This window comes from Neorhizobium petrolearium (assembly GCF_017873175.1).
GTDB lineage: Bacteria > Pseudomonadota > Alphaproteobacteria > Rhizobiales > Rhizobiaceae > Neorhizobium > Neorhizobium petrolearium.
Genome location: NZ_JAGGJW010000001.1, coordinates 285437 through 305744, shown reverse-complemented (window position 1 = coordinate 305744; position 20308 = coordinate 285437). Strand labels below are relative to the sequence as shown.

General features: G+C 62.5%; 14 protein-coding genes. 8 read left to right on the top strand and 6 right to left on the bottom strand.

What is annotated here, in order from left to right; genetic code table 11:
- The first annotated feature begins 1 nt into the window (after position 1).
- The 5 genes from J2046_RS01590 to J2046_RS01570 are packed head-to-tail and all read left to right on the top strand — an operon-like array spanning position 2 to position 4230.
- Positions 2-820 carry an amidohydrolase family protein gene (locus J2046_RS01590; protein ID WP_210048448.1) on the top strand — a complete coding sequence of 273 codons (819 nt, stop codon included), beginning with the start codon at positions 2-4 and terminating at the stop codon, positions 818-820.
- A gap of 4 nt (positions 821-824) precedes the next feature.
- Positions 825-1832, top strand: a complete 1008-nt coding sequence (locus tag J2046_RS01585) for a zinc-binding alcohol dehydrogenase family protein (protein ID WP_210048446.1) — start codon at positions 825-827, stop codon at positions 1830-1832.
- Positions 1833-1842: 10 nt separating this feature from the next.
- Positions 1843-2172 carry an L-rhamnose mutarotase gene (locus J2046_RS01580; protein ID WP_210048444.1) on the top strand — a complete coding sequence of 110 codons (330 nt, stop codon included), beginning with the start codon at positions 1843-1845 and terminating at the stop codon, positions 2170-2172.
- 29 nt (positions 2173-2201) lie between these two features.
- Positions 2202-2936 (top strand): SDR family oxidoreductase, encoded by a 735-nt coding sequence (locus J2046_RS01575; protein WP_210048442.1) that lies wholly within the window; start codon positions 2202-2204, stop codon positions 2934-2936.
- A 16-nt stretch (positions 2937-2952) separates the two neighbouring features.
- A complete protein-coding gene (locus J2046_RS01570; protein WP_210048440.1) occupies positions 2953-4230 on the top strand; it encodes an L-fuconate dehydratase in 1278 nt (425 codons plus the stop codon).
- On the opposite strand, the gene J2046_RS01565 is transcribed toward J2046_RS01570, so the two are convergent.
- On the bottom strand, positions 4227-5627 hold the full coding sequence (locus J2046_RS01565; RefSeq protein ID WP_210048438.1) for a mannitol dehydrogenase family protein: 1401 nt from the start codon (positions 5625-5627) through the stop codon (positions 4227-4229). The genes J2046_RS01570 and J2046_RS01565 overlap by 4 nt on opposite strands.
- A gap of 197 nt (positions 5628-5824) precedes the next feature.
- Here J2046_RS01565 and J2046_RS01560 point away from each other — a divergent pair, with 197 nt between their 5' ends.
- A complete protein-coding gene (locus J2046_RS01560; protein ID WP_210048436.1) occupies positions 5825-7108 on the top strand; it encodes a cystathionine gamma-synthase family protein in 1284 nt (427 codons plus the stop codon).
- A 33-nt stretch (positions 7109-7141) separates the two neighbouring features.
- Here J2046_RS01560 and J2046_RS01555 read toward each other — a convergent pair whose 3' ends face one another.
- Together J2046_RS01555 and J2046_RS01550 are read right to left on the bottom strand one after the other, a co-directional pair.
- Positions 7142-7531, bottom strand: a complete 390-nt coding sequence (locus J2046_RS01555; RefSeq protein ID WP_210048434.1) for a hypothetical protein — start codon at positions 7529-7531, stop codon at positions 7142-7144.
- An 800-nt stretch (positions 7532-8331) separates the two neighbouring features.
- The gene (locus J2046_RS01550; protein ID WP_210049721.1) at positions 8332-8943 is read right to left on the bottom strand and encodes an SOS response-associated peptidase; all 612 of its coding nucleotides are present in this window, start codon (positions 8941-8943) and stop codon (positions 8332-8334) included.
- Positions 8944-9425: 482 nt separating this feature from the next.
- Between J2046_RS01550 and J2046_RS01545 the strand changes: the two genes are divergently transcribed.
- The gene (locus J2046_RS01545) at positions 9426-9974 is read left to right on the top strand and encodes a hypothetical protein (protein WP_210048433.1); all 549 of its coding nucleotides are present in this window, start codon (positions 9426-9428) and stop codon (positions 9972-9974) included.
- A 493-nt stretch (positions 9975-10467) separates the two neighbouring features.
- Here the strand turns inward: J2046_RS01545 and J2046_RS01540 are convergent, their stop codons facing one another.
- From J2046_RS01540 to J2046_RS01530, 3 genes are read right to left on the bottom strand one after another with little or no spacing between them, the layout of a single operon-like run.
- On the bottom strand, positions 10468-12681 hold the full coding sequence (locus tag J2046_RS01540) for a 3-hydroxyacyl-CoA dehydrogenase NAD-binding domain-containing protein (protein ID WP_210048431.1): 2214 nt from the start codon (positions 12679-12681) through the stop codon (positions 10468-10470).
- A 12-nt stretch (positions 12682-12693) separates the two neighbouring features.
- Positions 12694-13902: an acetyl-CoA C-acetyltransferase gene (locus J2046_RS01535; protein ID WP_210048428.1), complete on the bottom strand. Its 1209-nt coding sequence runs from the start codon at positions 13900-13902 to the stop codon at positions 12694-12696.
- A gap of 51 nt (positions 13903-13953) precedes the next feature.
- Positions 13954-15747, bottom strand: coding sequence for an acyl-CoA dehydrogenase C-terminal domain-containing protein (locus J2046_RS01530; RefSeq protein ID WP_210048426.1), 1794 nt, complete (start codon positions 15745-15747; stop codon positions 13954-13956).
- A gap of 493 nt (positions 15748-16240) precedes the next feature.
- Between J2046_RS01530 and J2046_RS01525 the strand changes: the two genes are divergently transcribed.
- On the top strand, positions 16241-20119 hold the full coding sequence (locus J2046_RS01525) for an SEL1-like repeat protein (RefSeq protein ID WP_210048425.1): 3879 nt from the start codon (positions 16241-16243) through the stop codon (positions 20117-20119).
- The last annotated feature ends 189 nt before the right edge of the window (positions 20120-20308 follow it).

Here is a 20308-nt window from a genome sequence, read left to right as displayed (position 1 = left end):
GATGCGGATAGACGCTCACCAGCATTTCTGGCGAATCGCTGACCGGGCCGGTCAATGGCCGCCACCGAAGCTTGCCGCCATCCATCGGGACTTCATGCCGGAAGATATGCGGCCGCTTCTTGCCAACGCCGATGTAGACGGCACCGTTCTGGTCCAGACAATGGAGAACGAGGCCGACACCGCTTTCATGCTGGACCTTGCGGACAAGACGGCCTTCATCCTCGGCGTTGTCGGCTGGACCGACATGAAGGCTTCGGATGCACCTGCAAAAATCACCCGGCTGGCGCGGCATCCGAAGCTGAAAGGCCTTCGCCCGATGCTGCAGGATATTTCGGACGACCGCTGGATCGACGATCCGCGCCTCGATCCAGCGGTCGTCGCGATGACCGAACACGGCCTGGTCTTTGATGCGCTGGTGCTGCCGTGTCATCTCGAACCGCTCACCCACTTCGCCCGTCGACATCCCGGCCTGCCGATCGTCATCGACCACGGCGCCAAGCCGCCGATCGCGGAGGGATGGTTCATCGACTGGCATGCACGGATGAAAACGCTTGCCGAACTGCCGCACGTCCATTGCAAGCTCTCCGGCCTCTTGACCGAAGCAGGCGACCAGAGACCGCAAGCGGTGCGGCCTTACGCGGAAGCCATTCTCGATCTGTTCGGTCCGGAGCGAGTGATCTGGGGCAGCGACTGGCCGGTGCTTCGACTCGCAGGAGATTATCGCGCCTGGCTCGGCCAGTGCCTCGATATGGTGCCGTCCGAGCACCACGCGGCCGTCTTCGGCGGCAATGCCCAACGTTTCTACAGACTCGGAGCGTAAGCACATGCTGACAATCATCTGCGATGCGCCTGGCAAGCTCAGCGCCATCGACCGTCCGAAGCCTGCCCGCAGCGAAGGCGAGGTGCTGGTGAAGCTCCGCCGCATCGGGGTTTGCGGCACGGACCTGCATATCTTCACCGGCAACCAGCCCTATCTTTCCTATCCGCGGGTCATGGGACACGAGCTTGCGGCGACCGTCGAGGAAGCGCCCCCCGGCAGCCACCTTTCGCCGGGCGATACCGTTTCGATCATTCCCTATATTTCCTGTGGCCGCTGCCACGCCTGCCTGAAAGGCAGGACCAATTGCTGCCGAACCCTTGGCGTGCTCGGCGTCCATCGCGACGGCGGCATGAGCGAATATCTCAGCCTGCCGCAGGAATTCGTCTTGAAGGCCGACGGGCTTTCGTTCGACCAGGCCGCCATGGTGGAATTTCTGGCGATCGGCGCGCATGCCGTCGCCCGCGCCCGGGTCGAACCCGGCCAGAAGATTCTGGTGACCGGCGCCGGACCGATCGGCCTCGCCGTGGCGATCTTCGCGTTGCTCGACGGCGGCGACGTGACGCTGCTCGACAGCCGGACCGATCGGCTCGACTTCGCCCGCCGGCATCTCGGAATCACCTCGACCGTACAGCTCGGCGCCGAAGACGAGGCTCGGCTTTCGGCCGCAACCGATGGCGATTTCTTCGATGTGGTCTTCGACGCCACCGGCAACCCCAAGGCGATCGAACGGGGTTTCGGCTTCGTCGGTCATGGCGGTACCTATGTGCTGGTCTCCATCGTTTCGAGCGACATCACCTTCTCCGATCCGGAATTCCACAAGCGCGAGACCTCCCTGCTCGGCAGCCGCAATGCGACACGAGTGGATTTCGAGCGCGTCATGCAGGCCATGCGGGAAGGCAGGATCCCCGCGGCGCTGATCACCCATAGAATGACGCTGGCGGATGTGCCGGAACGTTTTCCGGGGCTGACCGATCCGGCGGCCGGGGTGGTCAAGGCGCTGGTGGAAGTCTGAGGAGGAAGTGATGCGGCGAATGGGCATGGTGATCGGCGTCGAGCCGCATATGATCGCTGAATACAAACGTCTGCATGCGGCCGTCTGGCCGGAAATTCTCGATCTCATCAGCCGCTGCAACATCAGGAACTACACAATCTTCCTGCGAGAGCCGGAGAACCTGCTGTTCGGAACCTGGGAATATCACGGCACCGATTTCGAAGCCGACATGGCGAAAATGGCGGCCGATCCCAAAAATCAGGAATGGTGGTCCTTCACCATCCCTTGCCAGAGACCGCTTGCGAGTCGCAAAGAGGGTGAATGGTGGGCGATGATGGAAGAGGTCTTTCATCATGACTGACCGGCCAGGCCAGAAACCGAGGACATGACATGACGACCAGACTGGATGGAAAGACCGTGCTTGTAACCGCCGCCGGTCAAGGCATTGGGCGAGCGACGGCGCTTGCCTTTGCGGAGGCGGGCGCTCAGGTCTACGCGACCGATATCAACGACAAGGCGCTCGCCGAGGTCCCGAATATCGGTCATCTTGCGACCGCCCGGCTGGATGTGCTCGACGATGCGGCCATCCGGGCTTTCGTCGAAAGGATCGGCAGGGTCGACATCCTCTTCAACTGCGCGGGCGTGGTACATGGCGGCTCGATCCTAGAGATGAAGGACAGCGACCTCGAATTCGCTTTCGACCTCAACGTGAAGGCAATGATCCGCACCATCCGCGCGGTGCTGCCCGGCATGCTGGAGCGCAAGGACGGGGCGATCATCAACATGTCGTCTGTCGCATCCAGCATCAAGGGGGTGCCGAACCGGTTTGCCTACGGCGTCACCAAGGCGGCCGTCATCGGGCTCACCAAATCGGTCGCCGCCGACTATGTGACGCAGGGCATCCGCTGCAATTGCATCTGCCCCGGCACGGTCGAAAGCCCCTCGCTGCAGGACCGCATGAAGGCGCAAGGCGACTACGAGACCGCCAGGGCCGCCTTCATCGCCCGCCAGCCGATGGGCCGGCTCGGGACGCCGGAGGAAATCGCCGACCTCGCCGTCTACATCGCCGGCGCGACCTATACGTCCGGGCAGGCCTTTGCCATCGACGGCGGCTGGACCATCTGACCTCAAAGAGAAGCCCATGACCCGCATCACCGATCTCCGCGTCTTCGATCTGCGTTTCCCGACCTCGCAAAGCCTCGACGGCTCCGATGCGATGAACCCGGATCCGGACTATTCGGCAGCCTACGTCATCCTCGACACCGATCGCGACGGTCTTGCCGGCCATGGCCTGACCTTCACGATCGGCCGCGGCAACGACATCTGCTGCATGGCGATCAAGGCGATGCGGCATCTGGTGGTCGGCCAGGAGCTCGAAAGTTTTGCTGAGGCGCCCGGCAAATTCTGGCGGCACCTGACAAGCGACAGCCAGTTGCGCTGGATCGGACCCGACAAGGGGGCCATGCACCTTGCCACCGGCGCAGTCGTCAACGCCTTCTGGGATCTTTATGCCAAACAGCAGGGCAAGCCGGTGTGGCAGCTCGTTTCAGAACTGCCGGCCGAAAAGATCGCCGACATCATCGACTACCGCTACCTCACCGACGTGCTCACCCGCGAGGAAGCGCTGGCGACCCTGAAAAGGGCCGAAGCCGGCAAGGCGGAGCGGATCGGGACGCTGAAGCGCGAAGGCTATGCCTGCTACACGACCTCCGCCGGCTGGCTGGGATATCCGGAGGAGAAGCTGCGCCGCCTCTGCCAGGAAGCCGTCGATGCCGGCTTCAATCACGTCAAGATGAAGGTCGGCCGCGATCTCGAAGACGATATCCGGCGGCTGACCATCGCCCGCGAGGTGATCGGCCCGGACCGCTTCCTGATGATCGACGCCAACCAGGTCTGGGAAGTCGGGCAGGCGATCGATTGGGTGAAGAAGCTCGCCTTCGCCACCCCCTTCTTCATCGAGGAGCCGACCAGCCCGGACGACATCGCCGGCCACCGCAAGATCCGCGAGGCGATCGGCCCGGTCAAGGTCGCGACCGGCGAGATGTGCCAGAACCGCATCATGTTCAAGCAGTTCATCGCGGAAGGCGCAATCGACATCGTGCAGATCGATTCATGCCGCATGGGCGGTCTGAACGAGGTGCTCGCCGTGCTGCTGATCGCTGCGAAATACGGCCTGCCCGTCTGGCCCCATGCCGGCGGCGTGGGCCTTTGCGAATATGTGCAGCATCTGTCGATGATCGACTATATCGCCGTTTCCGGCACCAAGGACGGAAGGGTGATCGAATATGTCGATCACCTGCACGAACATTTCGTCGATCCCTGCGTCATCAAAAATGCCGCCTACATGCCGCCGGTGCGGCCCGGCTTCTCGATCGAGATGAAGCCGCAGTCGATCGCCGATTACACATTCCGGGGTTAGAGCTTTTCGAGCTCCGCGTTCACCAGCGCACGCCAGGCGCGGTTCTCGACCAGCGCCTGCGGGAAAAGGCCCGGAACCTCGAAGAACGGCGCCGAAGGATCATTCGGCATCGATTTCGCGGCCGCGGCCTTGAGTTCGGCAGCACGCGGATCGTTGATGTCGCTTATCTTCATCAGATAGGCCATCCAGACCGCCGATACGTAAGCGAATGCCGACGCATCCTTGCCTTTAGCAAGCTCTTCCACGGCCGGCACCATGATCCGCTGCGGCAGTTTCTGCGATCCGTCCATGGCGACCTGGCGCGTCAGATGGGCGATGCCCGGATTGGAGAAGCGCTCGATGAGTTCGTCCTGATAGGCGGAGAGATCGATGCCGGGAACCGGATCGAGTGTTTCCAGAACCGCCGCCATGTGCCGCCGGACTCTTTCACGATATTCCGGCACGGCGATCACGTCGCGGATATAGGTGAGGCCGTGAAGCTGGCCGAGATAGGCCATCATGGAATGGGAGCCGTTCAGGAGCCGGAGCTTCATCTTCTCGTAAGGCTCGACATCGCTGACGAAAAGCGCGCCGCCCGCCTCCCATTTCGGCCGGCCGGAGACGAAGCGGTCTTCGATGACCCATTGCAGGAACGGTTCGGTATCCAGCGCCAGCCTGTCTTCCGCGCCGAGCAGCTTTTCAGCGCGGGTGCGGGTTTCTTCCGTTGCGGCGGGGACGATACGGTCGACCATGCTGCAGGGGAAGGCGCCCTCGCCGGCGATCCAGGTGGCGAGCGCAGGATCGCGGCTGCCGGCCATCTCGATCGTGAGCCGCCGGACGATGCGGCCGTTGGTCGGCAGATTGTCGCAGCAGAGAACCGTGAACGGCGGCAGGCCGGCGGCATGGCGGCGCGCCAGACCTTCGACGATATAGCCGATCACCCCGACGGGGGCGGTGGGATTGGCGAGATCCGCCGCGACCGAGGGATGGTTGCGGTCCAGACCGCCGGAGACCGGATCGTAGCCATAGGCCTTTTCCGTCACCGTCATGGTGACGATGCTGATCGCCGGATCGGCCATCAGCGACAGGATTTCCTCCCGGTCCTCCGTGCCCGACAGCCCCTTCACCACCGAACCGACGACCCGGGCGCTGTCTCCCGCGGCACTGCGGGCGATGACCGTATAAAGCCCGTCCTGCGCCCTCAGGTCATGGACGATATCGACCGAGCGTAAGCTGACGCCGACAATACCCCAGTGCCCGAATTCCTCGCCAAGCGCCGCATCCGTATAGACCGCCTGATGCGCCCGGTGGAAAGCGCCAAGCCCTATATGGACTATACCGGGCCTTAGCGAAGCACGGTCATAGGCAGGCCTTATAACATGGGCCGGAAGGGGGGTGGACGCGGTAAGACGCTGCATTTTTGATCAATGATGCCCGAGACTTCGCGGCATCCTCCCGTTTTGGAACCGAAGCAGTGATAGCCTCCCCCGGACGGGAGGGTCAACGTCATACTTGCGACATTGCGGACCTTTTGTCCTTCCATGCCCCGGTGCTTGAGAAAGCCACCGGCGACCTTATTTCAAATGATGCAGCTTCTCACCCGCAGGAGACGAAAATGACCGCGCCGCACCCTTCCAAGACGCATATCGGCAACCACAAGCTCCATCCCGAAACGCAGATGCTGAACTACGGCTACGATCCGGAGCTTTCCGAAGGGGCGGTCAAGCCGCCGGTCTTCCTCACCTCCACCTTCGTGTTCAAATCGGCGGAAGAGGGCCGCGACTTCTTCGACTTCGTCTCCGGCCGCCGCGAGCCGCCGCCCGGCACCGGCGCGGGCCTTGTCTATTCCCGCTTCAACCATCCGAACAGCGAGATCGTCGAGGACCGGCTGGCGGTCTACGAGCAGACGGAAAGCTGCGCGCTCTTTTCCTCCGGCATGTCGGCGATCGCCACGACGCTGCTGGCCTTCGTCAAGCCGGGTGACAGCATCCTCCATTCGCAGCCGCTCTATGGCGGCACCGAAACGCTGCTTGCGAAAACCTTCCTCAACCTCGGCGTCGCGGCGGTCGGATTTGCCGACGGGGTCAACGGGTCGTCGGTCACCGCCGCGGCCGAAGAGGCTATGGCGAAAGGCCGCGTCTCGGTGATCCTGATCGAAACGCCGGCCAACCCGACCAACAGCCTGGTCGATATCCCGCTGATGCGGAGCGTGGCGGAGGCGATCGGCAAACGGCAGGGCCACACGCCGATGATCGCCTGCGACAACACGCTGCTCGGCCCGGTCTTCCAGCGGCCGATCGAGCACGGGGCCGATATCTCGCTCTATTCGCTCACCAAATATGTCGGCGGCCATTCGGACCTGATCGCCGGCGCGGCGCTCGGCTCCAAGGCGGTGATGAAGCAGGTGAAGGCGCTGCGCGGGGCGATCGGCACGCAGCTCGACCCGCATTCCTGCTGGATGCTCGGCCGTTCGCTCGAGACGCTGTCGATCCGCATGGAAAAGGCGAATGCCAATGCGGCCGCGATCGCCGAATTCCTGCGCAGCCATCCACGGGTGGAAAAGCTGCACTACCTGCCCTTCGACGACCCGCAATCGCCGACCGGAAAGGTCTTTTCGCGGCAATGCAGCGGCGGCGGCTCGACCTTCTCCTTCGATATCAAAGGCGGGCAGCCGGCCTCGTTCCGGTTCCTCAACGCCTTGCAGATCTTCAAGCTGGCCGTCAGCCTCGGCGGCACGGAATCGCTTGCCAGCCATCCGGCGACCATGACCCATTCCGGCGTGCCGGCCGATGTGCGCGAGCGGATCGGCGTGCTCGACTCGACCATCCGGCTTTCGATCGGAATCGAGCACCCGGACGACCTGATCGCGGACCTCACGATCGCGCTCGACAAGGCGTGAGCGGGGGGCGGCGCGGACGCTCGACCGGGCCTGTCATGCGTCATCTCTTTCCGTCCGCTGCCTGCCATCATATTTGGGCTCGTCGTCCTCCGTCCCGCCGCCGAGCTGCCTCATGGCCTCCAGCACCTCCTGCTGGTGTGCCCCGCCGGGTCCGACACAGGGCGGAAAGCTGGTTTGGTAACCCGGCTCGGCGCGATACTGCGCCTCCGTGAGAAAACCCTTGCAGGCTTTGGCGCGGCGGCAGGATGAAAGATCGCAGGTCTTCCAGAAGCCGAGATAGGTCGTGAAATACTGGGTGAGCTTTTGCCATTCGCGCGATTTCTGGCGCTCGGAGAGCCGGTCGAATTCACGATGGGTCATCCAGGGCAATTTGAGCGAATTCTGCTCCTCTTCCCATAACCGGTGTTTTTCTTCCTCACTCATCCGCATGGCTTCCAGCCTCCTTCAGGCACGGGGCTGCGTTCACGCAGCCGGCTTCGGCCCTCGTGCTCAACTTCAAATCTCGCTATTCCCGGCGAACCGGGCCTGCCCTTGTCCAATCGGAGAGCCCACACGAATGCGGAACCTCAATTGATTTTAGTATGTGGCTCCGCATTCGCGTGGCCTTCGGCGTTCTTTCGGGGTGTCCAGCCCCTACAGGTGATCATCTCGCCTCGCTGCATGGTCTTGTTCAGGCCACTTGCACGGCTCAACCGAACCTGGCCCGGCGGCCAGGGGGAGGCTTGATAGGAGAGCCTGCCTTTCGGCACACGCTCCATGGCTTTCACCTCTTCCACCCTTCCCGCACGTTACGGTTAGAATGGAAGCGCCGGCTCCCGCCTGCCCGCGAACGTCTCGCGAAACACTCCGGCGACGGAAGCGAGGAGATTGTAGGCATGGGTTCGGAGGGCGAGGAAAATCGGAGGCACGACGCCGACCTCTCCCCTTGCGGGAGAGGAAGAAAAATCAGCATCTTAGCTGATAAGCCAAGTGCCAGGTTTTTCAGGAGAGGGGCAAATTCGTCCCCACCCTGCGCCCCCCTCACAAACAAAATCTATGACTTAGCTGCGCTAAGATCATGATTGCCTTCGCGCAAGGATGCGCTCAGGCCTTTGTACGCTGAAATCGACTTCATCGATTTCTGGCCTTTGGCCACCGCTTCAAAGCCTCTCCCGCCAAGGGAGAGGTAGGGTGCCACGATCCTCCGTCGCCATTCGACTGAGAGAGAACAGAAACCGGAGGCCTCAATCGCTGCCGCTGCGCACCTGCTCGACGGCGAGCGAATCCTCCGGGAGGGGGCGCAACAGTTCGCTTTCCGGCTTCGTCAGATGCAGCCAGTGGCGCCAGTCTTCGGGCCTGAGCACCACGACCTGGCGGTTGTGGATGGGTGCCACATCCGGACCCGGCGCGGTGGTCAGCATGGTGAAGGCGGGCGGCTGGTTGCCCTGCCCTTCCCGCCAGAGGCCGGCAATACAGAGAAAGGGCGCATCGTTCAGCGTGAAGCGGTGTTTCGCCTTCGGATATTTCGTGCCGGTGAATTCGAAGAAGGCGGAGGCCGGGATGAGGCAGCGGCGGCTTGCCGCAAAGCTGCGGCCCTCGGAACGGAAGTTGAAGACCGGCCCGCCTTTTCTTTTTCCCCCTTGGGCTTCCGGTGGCGGAAAACCGAAAGTCATCGGGAAAAGCTCGACCGCCTCGCCCTCCGCCGACCGCATCACCGGGCCGGTATCGCCGATGCGGATGTCATCGGCCTCGGGCAGCGCGAGTTCGGTCTCCTGCGGCGGCACGCGGAGATCGATCGCCTCCATGGCCTTGCGGTATTCGGCGTACGTGACGCGCTGTTCGTAGTCGTTGCACATGGGGAGAAGGTAGGGCGGGGGTGGGGGAAGAGCGAGGGTGGACTTTTCCAGAAGAGTGTGTCGCACGCCCCGTGCTTGTGTCTGGATCCTCGGGTCACCCTCGGGCCTGACCCGAGGGCCGAGGTTTCTAAACGGTGCGGCGAGCGGAAGTGCCCCAAGCGGGCTGCTCTATGCAGCCACGGATTTTGGCTTGTGTCTGGATCCTCGGGTCAAGCCCGAGGATACGACGGCGAAGATAATTTTGCCTACAGCAGATCAGCCTCACTGTGATACCGCATTACAAAATCCTGGCTCCTTCCAACGCTCGTCTGGACGGGCACGGCTGTGCGCCATGCGTCTTCTGTCAACATTTGATTGGGATCGGATTGCCATTCTCTGCCTTATGTTCTTCAAATGTTCATATTCTCTCTTAGAATTCGCAGAGCGCTTGGCAACCCTCTTGAATTGGCTCATCTCTGTCTTTCCGTCTAGGAGTAAGAATCATGGCAAGCCCTATTATCGAAGCCGCAAAAAAAGAGGAAGAAGCTCTAACCAAAGAGCTTGAGGATCTCCCTGTCTTTCAGAAACTTCAACAGGTCCGTAGATTGATTGCTCTCTATGAAGCCATAGAAGAAAGAGAGCCGGCAAAGTCAATCAGCCACGTACGTATACTGCCAACGACCACAAGTCCCCGCGCTGGAACGAAGGCCGCGCAAGTGGATGAGGTGGTGACAAAATTCCTTACCGAGCGAGGAACTAGAGCTTCGTCGGGCGAACTTCTGCCAGTGGTTCAAGCGGCAGGAATAGAATTGAGCGGGCAGATACCTGCTAAGACCCTTTCTGCTTTTTTGACAAACTCCACGCGCTTTAACAACGTAAAACGGCACGGTTATGGATTGACAGAATGGGGTGATGGTCTCGGTCCGCGGGGGGCAAAGGCAGACAATCCCTCTAGAGCACTCCAACTTGATGATGACAAACCAGAGCCAGAGACTTTGGATGACTTGCTTGGACCCGACGCGAAAAAGGCGAAACCCGATGTTTTCGAGTGACGGAAGAACAAATTGCGTTTGCTCCTCCGTCATAACATCAACCCAGCGAGAGAAAGGAGGCTGGATATGGCTAATGCCCATCGACCGTACTAGCGGTCTAAAATGGACCCGCATCGAAAGCTACCAACAATCGATGCGGGCTTTGTATGACCTACCCGATTAGGGGAGCCACACGAGAACTACTTTCCTAGTCGGTCATTCTAACATCAACGCGCGAAAGGAACACCATGCGCGAACATATGAGTGACCATTTCCCATGCACTCACGCTAAAGCGTGTAACGTACTGTGGGCAGTCAAAGTGGAGGGATGGTCGCAAACCAAAACGGCTATCGTCTTCGGACTTAACGTTGGAACCGTAAATCACGTGGTCCACGGTCAACGTTTCAAAGACGCGTCGCCTATCCCTCCAAACGACAGATCGTTTGACTAAAGCCTACATGAGCTACGAGGCATCATCAAGCTAGATGATGCCTCTAGCATTAACACAAGCACTCACGCCGCCTCCCTCACCTTCCCATACGGATCAAACCTTCCGTAAAACGTCTCGCCCTTCGCCGCCATGTCCTTCAGGAGCTCCGTCGGCTTGAAGTGCGGGCCGTAGCTCGCCGCCAACTTTTCGCAGAGCGCGACAAAGTTCTTCACGCCCATGCCGTCGATGTAGGAGAGCGTGCCGCCGGTATAGGGGGCGAAGCCGAAGCCCAGGATGGAGCCGACGTCGGCTTCGCGCGGGTCGGTGACGATGCCTTCTTCCATGGTGCGGGCGGCTTCGAGCGCGATCGTCACCAAGAGGCGCTGCTTCAGGACGTTGACGTCAACCTCCTCGGCTTTTTTCTGCGGGTAGAGCGTCTTCAGCTCCGGCCAGAGATATTTTTTCGCGGGCTTGGCCGGGTATTCGTAGAAACCCTTGCCGTTCTTGCGGCCGCGGCGGTCGAAGACATCGACCATCTGGTCGATGAGCGCCATATGCTCCGGCTTGACGGCGTTGGGGCCGAGATCGGCGATCGATGCCTTCATGATCTTCTGGGAGAGATCGACGGCGACCTCGTCGTTGAGCGACAGCGGGCCGACCGGCATGCCGGCCATTTTCGCGGCGTTCTCGATCATCGCCGCCGGCACGCCCTCGATCAGCATGTCATAGGCTTCGTTGATGTAACGGAAGACGCAGCGGTTGACATAAAAGCCGCGGGTGTCGTTGACGACGATCGGGGTCTTCTTGATCGCCGCGACGTAATCCAGCGCCACGGCGAGCGCCCTGTCGCCCGATTGTTCGCCGAGGATCACCTCGGTCAGCATCATCTTTTCCACCGGCGAGAAGAAATGCACGCCGATGAACTGGTCGGGGCGCTTCGAATTTTCCGCCAGGCCGGTGATCGGCAGGGTCGAGGTGTTGGAGGCGAAGACGGTGGTTTCCGGGATCACCGCTTCCACCTGCTCGATGACCGCCTTCTTGACGGCGCGGTCCTCGAAGACCGCCTCGACGACGAGCGAAGCATCGGAAAGTGCAGCATAATCCGGCGTGGGCGTGATCAGCGACAGCAGCTTTACGCCTTCTTCCTTCGTCATCCTTCCCTTACCGATGGAATCCGCCACCAGCTTTTCGGAGACGGCCTTGCCCTTGTTCGCGGCTTCCTGGTCGCGGTCGATGAGGGTGACGGGAATGCCGGCGGCGGCCGTCACATAGGCGATCGAGGCACCCATGAAGCCCGCGCCGACGACGCCGATCTTCTTGAACTCCGTCTTCGGGATACCGGCAGGACGACGGGCGCCCTTGCCGAGCTCTTGCATGGAGACGAAGAGCGAGCGGATCATCGAAAAGGCTTCGGTGGTCTGCAGGATCTCGGTGAAATAACGCTGCTCGACCTTCAGGCCCAGATCGAAGGGAAGCTGCAGGCCCTCGTAGACGCATTTGAGGATCGCCAGCGCCGCCGGATAGTTGCCGGCCGTCTCGCGGCGCAGGATGGCCGGGGCCGCCGGCCAGAGCTGGGCCGATGCCGGCGTCCAGATGCCGCCGCCCGGCACCTTGAAACCTTTTTCATCCCAGGGCGCGACGGGCTTCAGGCCGTCCTTGATCATTTGCTTGGCGGCGGTGATGAGCTCGCCCGGCTCGACCACCTGGTGGACGAGGCCTATGGCCTTGGCGCGCTGGGGGGTGAGCGTCTGGCCGGTCGTCATCATCTGCAGGGCATCCTGCGTGTTGGCGAGGCGGGAGACGCGCTGGGTGCCGCCCGCTCCGGGGAAGATGCCGACCTTGACTTCCGGCAGCGCGAGCTTGACCGATTTCGAACTGGCGGCGACGCGGCCGTGGCAGGACAGAGCAAGCTCGAAGGCGCCGCCCATGCAGGTGCCGTTGATCGCCGAGACCCAGGGCTTGCCGCAGGTCTCGACCTTGCGCCAGAGCCAGGACATGCGGCCGGCGGCATCGAAGAGCTTTTGCGCGGCGGCTTGCGGGTCCCTCGCCTTTTCCTCGGCGAGCATGGAGAACATCGACTTGATCATGGTGAGATCGGCGCCGCCGGAGAAGGACGATTTTCCGGAGGTGAAGACGACGCCCTTGACGGCGCTATCCGCAACCGTGGCGTCGACGATCTGTTCGATCTCGTCCATCACCTCCTGGGTGAAGACGTTCATCGACTTTTCCGGCATGTCCCAGGTGACGAGCGTAATGCCGTCTGCGTCGGTTTCGACGGTGAAGTTCGTGTAGGTCATCGTCATCCTCCCTCAGACGCGTTCGATGATGGTGGCGGTGCCCATGCCGGCGCCGATGCAGAGTGTCACCAGCGCGGTGTTGAGATCGCGCCGTTCCAGCTCGTCCAGAACCGTGCCGAGGATCATCGCGCCGGTGGCGCCGAGCGGATGGCCCATGGCGATCGCGCCGCCGTTGACGTTGATCCGGTCATGGCTGATCCCGAAAGCCTGCATATAGCGCAGCACGACGGCGGCGAACGCTTCATTGAGTTCGAAAAGGTCGATATCGGAAAGCTGCATGCCGGAACGCTTCAGAAGCTTTTCCGTGACGTCGACCGGGCCGGTCAGCATCAGCGCCGGTTCGGAGCCGATATTGGCGAAAGCGCGGATGCGGGCACGGGGCTTGAGGTTCATGCTCTCGCCGCCCGCCCTGGAGCCGAGGAGGACGGCCGCGGCGCCATCGACGATGCCCGACGAATTGCCGGCGTGGTGGACGTAGTTGATGCGCTCGACTTCCGGATGGGCCTGGATGCCGACGGCTTCGAAACCGCCCATCTCACCCGGCATCTGGAAGGACGGATTGAGGGAGGCCAGCGCCTGCATGTCGGTTTCCGGGCGCATGTGCTCGTCGCGGTCGAGGATCGTGAGCCCGTTCTGGTCCTTCACCGGGATGACCGACCTGGAGAAATAGCCGTTCTTCCAGGCGTGCCCGGCGCGCTTCTGGCTTTCGACCGCATAGGCGTCCACATCGTCGCGGGTAAAGCCGTATTTCGTGGCGATGAGATCGGCCGAGACGCCCTGCGGCATGAAATAGGCGGGGAAGTTGACGGAAGGGTCCATGTACCAGGAGCCGCCGGACATGCCCATGCCGACGCGCGACATGCTCTCCACCCCGCCGGCGATCACGATGTCGTCGGAACCGGCGATGATCTTGCCGGCGGCGAGGTTCACCGCGTCGAGCGCGGAGGCGCAGAAGCGGGAAATCTGCATGCCGGGCGCCCTGAAGGAGTAGCCGGCCTCGAAGGCGGCGGCCTTGGGGATGACGGCGCCGGCATCCATGACCGGATCGACGCAGCCCATGATGATGTCGTCGACCTTGGTCGTGTCGAGGCCGTTACGGTCGCGCAGCGCTTCCAGCGTCTTGGCGGCGAGGCGGACGGAGGGCACTTCGTGAAGGCTGCCATCCTTCTTGCCGCGCCCGCGCGGCGTGCGCACATGGTCGTAGATAAAGGCTTCGGTCATGGTGTCATCTCCCGTATTACCCCTTTGGGGTAGCGCCGAAGCGCCTTGTTCTCAGAATGCTTCCGCGGCGAGTTCCATCACGCTGTCGGCGCCCGCCTCGATCCGGGCCTTGCGCAGCGCCGTTTCCGGCATGACCTTTTCCATGAAGAATTTCGCCGTGACCAGCTTGTTCTTCAGGTAATCGGCGCGGGCATCGCCGGCGGAAAGCCTCTCCTGCGCGGTCTTCGCCATCTTCGCCCACATGTAGCCGAGCGTCACGAGGCCGAAGAGATGCATATAATCGGTCGCGCCGGCACCGGCATTGTCGGGTTTGGCCATGGCGTTCTGCATGAACCACATGGTCGCCGCCTGCAGGTCGTTCAAGCCCTTCTTGAGAGCCTTGGTGAACAGGACCATGTTCTCGTCGGCGCGGTTCTCCTCGCAGAAATCGCCGATTTCCTTGAACATCGCCATGGCGGCGCGGCCGCCGTTCAGCGCCAGCTTGCGGCCGACCAGATCGAGGGCCTGGATGCCGTTCGCCCCCTCATAGATCATGGTGATGCGGGCATCGCGCACATACTGGCTCATGCCGTGCTCTTCGATATAGCCATGACCGCCGAAGACCTGCTGGGCCATGACGGCATGCTCGAAGCCCTTGTCGGTCAGGACGCCCTTGAGGATGGGGGTGGCGAGGCCGAGCAGGTCGTCGGCGTTCTGGCGTTCCTTCTCGTCTTCCGAGCGGTGGGCGATGTCGGATTTCAGCGCGGTCCACAGCAGGAAGGCGCGGCCGGCCTCGTTGAAGGCGCGGATGGTCATCAGCGTGCGGCGGATATCGGCATGCACGATGATCGGGTCGGCCTTGCCGGCAGGGTTCTTCGGGCCGGAGAGCGAGCGGCCCTGAAGACGCTCGTTGGCATAGGCGACGGCGTTCTGGTAGGCCGTCTCGGCGACCGCCAGCCCCTGGAGACCGACACCGAGGCGGGCCTCGTTCATCATCACGAACATGGCGGCGAGGCCCTTGTTTTCCGCGCCGATCAGGTAGCCCACCGCATTGTCGTAGTTCATGACGCAGGTGGCATTGCCGTGAATGCCCATCTTGCGCTCGATCGCGCCGCAGGCAACCCCGTTGCGATCACCAAGAGAACCGTCCCCCTTGACCAGGAATTTCGGTACGATGAAGAGCGAAATGCCCTTGGTGCCCTCCGGCGCGCCTTCGATGCGGGCGAGAACCAGATGCACGATATTGTCGGTCATGCCGTGTTCGCCGGCGGAGATGAAGATCTTCTGGCCAGAGATCCTGTAGGAGCCATCACCCTGAGGCACCGCCTTGGTGCGCAGCAGGCCGAGATCGGTGCCGCAATGGGGTTCGGTCAGGTTCATCGTCCCCGACCACGTGCCCTCCACCATCTTCGGCAGATAAGTCTGCTTCTGCTCATCGGAACCGTGCACGAGGATAGCAGCGATGGCGCCCTGGGTCAGGCCCGGATACATCATCAGCGACATGTTGGCCGACGACATGTATTCGCCGACGGCGGCATGCAGTGTATAGGGCAGGCCCTGGCCGCCGAATTCCGGCGGTACGGCAAGGCCGATCCAGCCGGACTGGCAATACTGGTCATAGGCCTCCTTGAAGCCCTCCGGCACGGAAACGGTGCCGTCGTCGTGGCGGGTACAGCCTTCCTGATCTCCGGAGAGATTGAGCGGAAAAAGCACGTCTTCCGCGACCTTGGCGGCCTCTCCGACGATCGCTTCCAGCATGTCCGGCGAAGCATCGGCAAAGCCCGGCAGATTGCCGTAGCGTTCCAGCCCCAGCACATCGTTCAAGATGAAAAGCGTGTCGTTCACCGGCGCCTTGTATACTGGCATGGTCGAGCTTCCTCCTATCCTCGTCTGAAATCTCGCTCGGGTGCCTTCGGCTCAGCGGCAAGATCCGTATCCTGCTCTCATGAATAATTGACGTTTGCGTAAACGTCAAATGTGCTGGAAACGAAATTTCCCGTCCACCGGCCGCCTCTTCTTCTCCGTTCAAGCCGACACATCAACATGCGGAAGAGATCCAAGGCTCAAGAGAAGCGGGAAGAGTGCGCTCGCCAATCGAAGGTCATGACACATAAGCGCTAGAACCTGCCGGAAAAGGTTAAAATTTTCACTCCGGTTAACGACTTGTTTACCACGTTTCGAGAAATAGTGGGGCCTGGAGCGACGCGGAGCATTTACTTCAGAAATGCCGCGCCCGCCGGAAATGGCAAGTCTTGTGTAGGGGTATCCCAATAAACGGCTAATTTTGCGGGAGAAGCAGGCTCTCTCAACGTGGCCTTGGACGAGAGCCTACGGGACCAACGTCGAAACGAGCGAGCAAATGAACGGATCACGATCGACCCCTTACCGTCATGGCGACCGCTCTTCCCTGGATGCGCTGAACCGCACCATCGAAGGTCTCGAGGCGCGGATCGAGGGACTGATGTCGGGCGCCAGCCGCGAAGCTCGTCCGAGCGATCAGCGTCACGAACGCCGCGCCGTGCCGGCGGCAGGCGCTCATCGCGTTACCGATTTCTCCACCGATCCGCTTGCCGAGATTCGGGAGCGTCAACGCGTGCTGGACTCCGACCGCAACACGCGAACCGAACCTTCGCGCATATCCGAGATGCGTCGAGAGCCGCGTTACGGGGAATCCCGCCGCAGCGACGTGCGCCCGCCGGAAGCCTTGAAGCCAGAGGAACGCCCGGTCCCGTCTCACGTTGAAACGCCCCGTTACGCAGACGCCCGCCGCACTGCGCCGCACCGCGAAGACCTCCGCCGTCCGGTGATGCAGCCACACTTGCAGGCACCTCAGCCTCCGCAGCCCGACAGCGGCGTGCAGGACATAGCCATGGCGCTGGTAAACCTGCGCCAGGAGCTGAAGCAGGACATTTCCGAAGGTGTGGCGAGAGAGATGAACGCGCTGCGCGCGGAAATCCGTTCGATCAAGTCGATTGCCGAGGACCAGCGCTTCACCGACGACCTGCGCAGCGATCTTGCCCGCCTCGCCGAAGGCATCGACCAGCTCGGCCATCAATCGACGCCGGAAGCGGCCGGCCTGCGCGCCGACTTCGAGGAATTGCGCGTCGCCATGGACGGCCTTGCGCGGGAAGATTCCGTGCAGCGCATGGAAAGCCGGTGGCAGGGCCTGGCAGAACGGATGGGTGACCTCGATTCGGCGGCGCTGCGTGAAGAACTCGTCTCGCTCGCCTACCGCATCGACGAGATCAAGAGCCAGCTCGGCGAGATGAGCGACAGCCCCGTCATCCGGGCGCTCGAACAGAAGCTGATCGCCGTCGCCAGCGCCATGGAACAGCTCGGCTCGCGCATGCAGCCGAACGATGCAGCCATCGCTGAGCAGTTTGCGACCCTCGACCACCGGCTGGATGAAATCAGCCGGGCGATCGCCGCCGGCAGCCGCGCCGCCGCCTCGGCCTCGCTCGACCAGTCATTCCTGCAAAGGCTGGAAGGCCGGATCGGCGTGCTTGCCGACCAGATCGAGGCCATGAGCCAGGCAACCCATCGACAAATCGATCCGACGGAGGCGCTATCGGCTCGCATCGAAGCCCTCACAGGCCGCATCGAGGAGCTGACCGACGAACAGGCAGCCATGCGCCTGGAAGAGCGGCTGGAACAGCTCTCGCTGATCCTCGAACAGGCTCAGAAGCCTGTTCCGCAATCCGACCTCTCCGACCATCTCGCCGACATTTCCCGCAAGATCGACGGGCTTGAACATGGTGCGGTCAATGACCTGCTCGCCGAGCGCCTCGACTATCTTGCCCGGCGGATCGACGAGATGGATTTCCAGCCGCCTATCCAGCCGGTCATCGACCAGAACGCCTTCGGCCGCATCGAGGACCGCCTTGGCGATATCGCCACCCGCCTGGACGAGGCAGCGGCAGCACCGCGCAGCGACGAAAGCGCATTGCGCAACCTGGAAGACCAGATCGCGCATCTTTCGACCCTGATCAGCCAGCCGCAGCCAGCGGCCAGCTCGCTCCCCGCCGAATTCGAAAGCCGCATGACGGCGATCGAGAACTATATGGCGACCAATGACGAATACATCATCGAAGCGGCCCGCCAGGCGGCTGAAGCGGTGGTCGAGGCCTATTCCCGCGACACAGCCGCCGGCACTCCGGTCGCCGCTGCCGACATGGCGGTGCTTTCCGCGCTCGCCGACGATCTCCGTCATCTCGAAGACCTGACGCGCAGTTCCGAAGAGCGGACGCACCAGACCTTCGAGGCCTTGCACGGCACGCTGGTGAAGATCGCCGATCGTCTCGACGGAATGGAGGGGCGGATCACCGCCTCCGCCCATATCGAGCGCCACTACAGCGAGCCGGAGGGCCAAGAGTTGCATCGTCCGGCCCCTGCCATGCCGGTTGCCGCGCAGCTTTCCGTCTCTTCGCATGGAGAGGCAATGCATGAGGAGAGCGCGGCCCTGGAAGCACCGGTCGCGACGTTCGGCGCCCGCAACGAGCCAGCCGATGCCATGCAGGATACCGCCGAACTGCTTTCGGCAGCCTCTGCCGACACCCAGGCGCGTTCGCGGGCAAAGGTCGCCAAACCCAGCCTTCTCACCGAGCTGTCCCGCCGCTTCCTGCCGGGCGGCAAGGGAGACACGACCGCCAGCCGCACGGTCGTGGAGCCGACGCCGTCGATCGACCCGTCCGACGTGCTGCCGCCCGACCATGAGAACGACCTTCTGGAGCCCGGTTCCGGTGCGCCCGATGTGAAGAAGATTCTGGAGCGGGTCCGTGCCAGCCAGGCGGCCGGCGAATTCGACAGCGACCGGGCAGCGGGAGCGGCGAGAGCGGACTATATCGCTGCCGCGCGCCGTGCCGCCAAGGCGGCCGCCCAGGAAACCGATCCGTCGCAGACCGCCTCGTCGGCGAGGGACATGCGGAAAGCCGCCGCGAAGTCAACCGCCGGCAAGGGCCTCGGCGCCATGCTCTCGAGGCATCGCCGGCCGATCCTGATGGCCGTGGGCGCCGTGCTTCTGGCTCTGATGGCCACGCCGCTTGCCAAGACGCTCATCAGCGGCGAGAAGGCTCCGTCTGCCCCCCCTGCCGCCATCGAAGCACCGGCCGGGCCCTCCGCCCCCCCGGCCGACGAAACCGGCGAGCGCGAAACTCCGGCAATCGACAACCAGGCCGCGACAGACGGCGTCGACAGCAATGCGGACGTGGCAGGCGTGCAGGCTACTCCGCCCGCAGAGCCGCCGAGACAGATCAGCCCCGGCAATCACCTGACCGATCCGACACCGGGCGCAGGCGAAATTTCCGCCATGGAGCCGGCCGGAAGCGCCACCCAGGCTCAGGACGATTTCGTGCCCGCGCAGCAGGTGGATGCCCCTGCCCAGATCACCGTTCCAGCCGGCATCGAGCCAAAATCGCTCGCCGACGCTGCCGCGGCCGGCGATCCGAACGCGCTTTTCGAGATCGGCGCCCGCTTCACCGAGGGGCGCGGTGTGGCACCGGACCTGTCGGAAGCCGCCAACTGGTACAAGCTTGCCGCCGATCGCGGCTTGCCCCCGGCGCAATACCGGCTCGCCAACCTCTTCGAGAAGGGTTCAGGCATCACGCGTGACCTCAGCAAGGCCATGACCTACTATAAACAGGCTGCCGAGGCGGGTAATGCGAGCGCCATGCACAATCTCGCCGTACTCTACGCTTCAGGCGCCGCCGGCCAGCCTGATTACGCCGCCGCCGTCGAATGGTTCGGAAAGGCCGCCGATTTCGGTGTTGCCGACAGCCAGTTCAACCTCGCGATCCTCTATGCCCGCGGCAATGGGGTGAAGCAGGATCTGGAAGAGTCCTACAAGTGGTTTGCGATCGCGGCCAAGAGCGGCGACAAGGACGCCGCGCAGAAACGGGACGAAGTGGCGAACGCCATGCGCAAGGAACAGCTCGAAAGCGCCCGCGCCAAGGTGGATCTCTGGAAACTGAAACCGCTCGACCCGAAGGCCAATTCCATCAACCTGCCGGACGAATGGGCTTCGGGCAAGCCGCTGACCACGGCCTCCGTCGACATGGAAAAGGCGATCCGCAACATCCAGGCGATCCTCAACAAGAACGGTTTCGACGCCGGCCAGCCGGACGGCAGGATGGGCGCCAAGACGATCGGCGCGATCAAGGCCTTCCAGACTTCCGTCGGCCAGGAGCCGACCGGCAAGATCAACGATGCGCTGGTGAAAGAACTGCTCACCCGCAACAAGTAAGTAAGGCGACTTACCCGACCGATATTAGGGAGAAGCGGCATATTAATCACGCCGTCACAAAAAGGGTAAAATCGTCGCTTTATCTGACACTTGCGATTTGACTCGGCAGATGCCCGAGCGCATGACGGTATAACCCTTCATGCCCTGTTCAGGCGGCATGTGAGAATCATTTCCCATCACCGCAGTGGG

Excerpts from the sequence above, each read along its gene's own strand:
- J2046_RS01590 (WP_210048448.1), top strand. The coding sequence starts at position 2 with ATGCGGATAGACGCTCACCAGCATTTCTGGCGAATCGCTGACCGGGCC.
- J2046_RS01585 (WP_210048446.1), top strand. The coding sequence starts at position 825 with ATGCTGACAATCATCTGCGATGCGCCTGGCAAGCTCAGCGCCATCGAC.
- J2046_RS01580 (WP_210048444.1), top strand. The coding sequence starts at position 1,843 with ATGCGGCGAATGGGCATGGTGATCGGCGTCGAGCCGCATATGATCGCT.
- J2046_RS01575 (WP_210048442.1), top strand. The coding sequence starts at position 2,202 with ATGACGACCAGACTGGATGGAAAGACCGTGCTTGTAACCGCCGCCGGT.
- J2046_RS01570 (WP_210048440.1), top strand. The coding sequence starts at position 2,953 with ATGACCCGCATCACCGATCTCCGCGTCTTCGATCTGCGTTTCCCGACC.
- J2046_RS01565 (WP_210048438.1), bottom strand. The coding sequence starts at position 5,627 with ATGCAGCGTCTTACCGCGTCCACCCCCCTTCCGGCCCATGTTATAAGG.
- J2046_RS01560 (WP_210048436.1), top strand. The coding sequence starts at position 5,825 with ATGACCGCGCCGCACCCTTCCAAGACGCATATCGGCAACCACAAGCTC.
- J2046_RS01555 (WP_210048434.1), bottom strand. The coding sequence starts at position 7,531 with ATGAGTGAGGAAGAAAAACACCGGTTATGGGAAGAGGAGCAGAATTCG.
- J2046_RS01550 (WP_210049721.1), bottom strand. The coding sequence starts at position 8,943 with ATGTGCAACGACTACGAACAGCGCGTCACGTACGCCGAATACCGCAAG.
- J2046_RS01545 (WP_210048433.1), top strand. The coding sequence starts at position 9,426 with ATGGCAAGCCCTATTATCGAAGCCGCAAAAAAAGAGGAAGAAGCTCTA.
- J2046_RS01540 (WP_210048431.1), bottom strand. The coding sequence starts at position 12,681 with ATGACCTACACGAACTTCACCGTCGAAACCGACGCAGACGGCATTACG.
- J2046_RS01535 (WP_210048428.1), bottom strand. The coding sequence starts at position 13,902 with ATGACCGAAGCCTTTATCTACGACCATGTGCGCACGCCGCGCGGGCGC.
- J2046_RS01530 (WP_210048426.1), bottom strand. The coding sequence starts at position 15,747 with ATGCCAGTATACAAGGCGCCGGTGAACGACACGCTTTTCATCTTGAAC.
- J2046_RS01525 (WP_210048425.1), top strand. The coding sequence starts at position 16,241 with ATGAACGGATCACGATCGACCCCTTACCGTCATGGCGACCGCTCTTCC.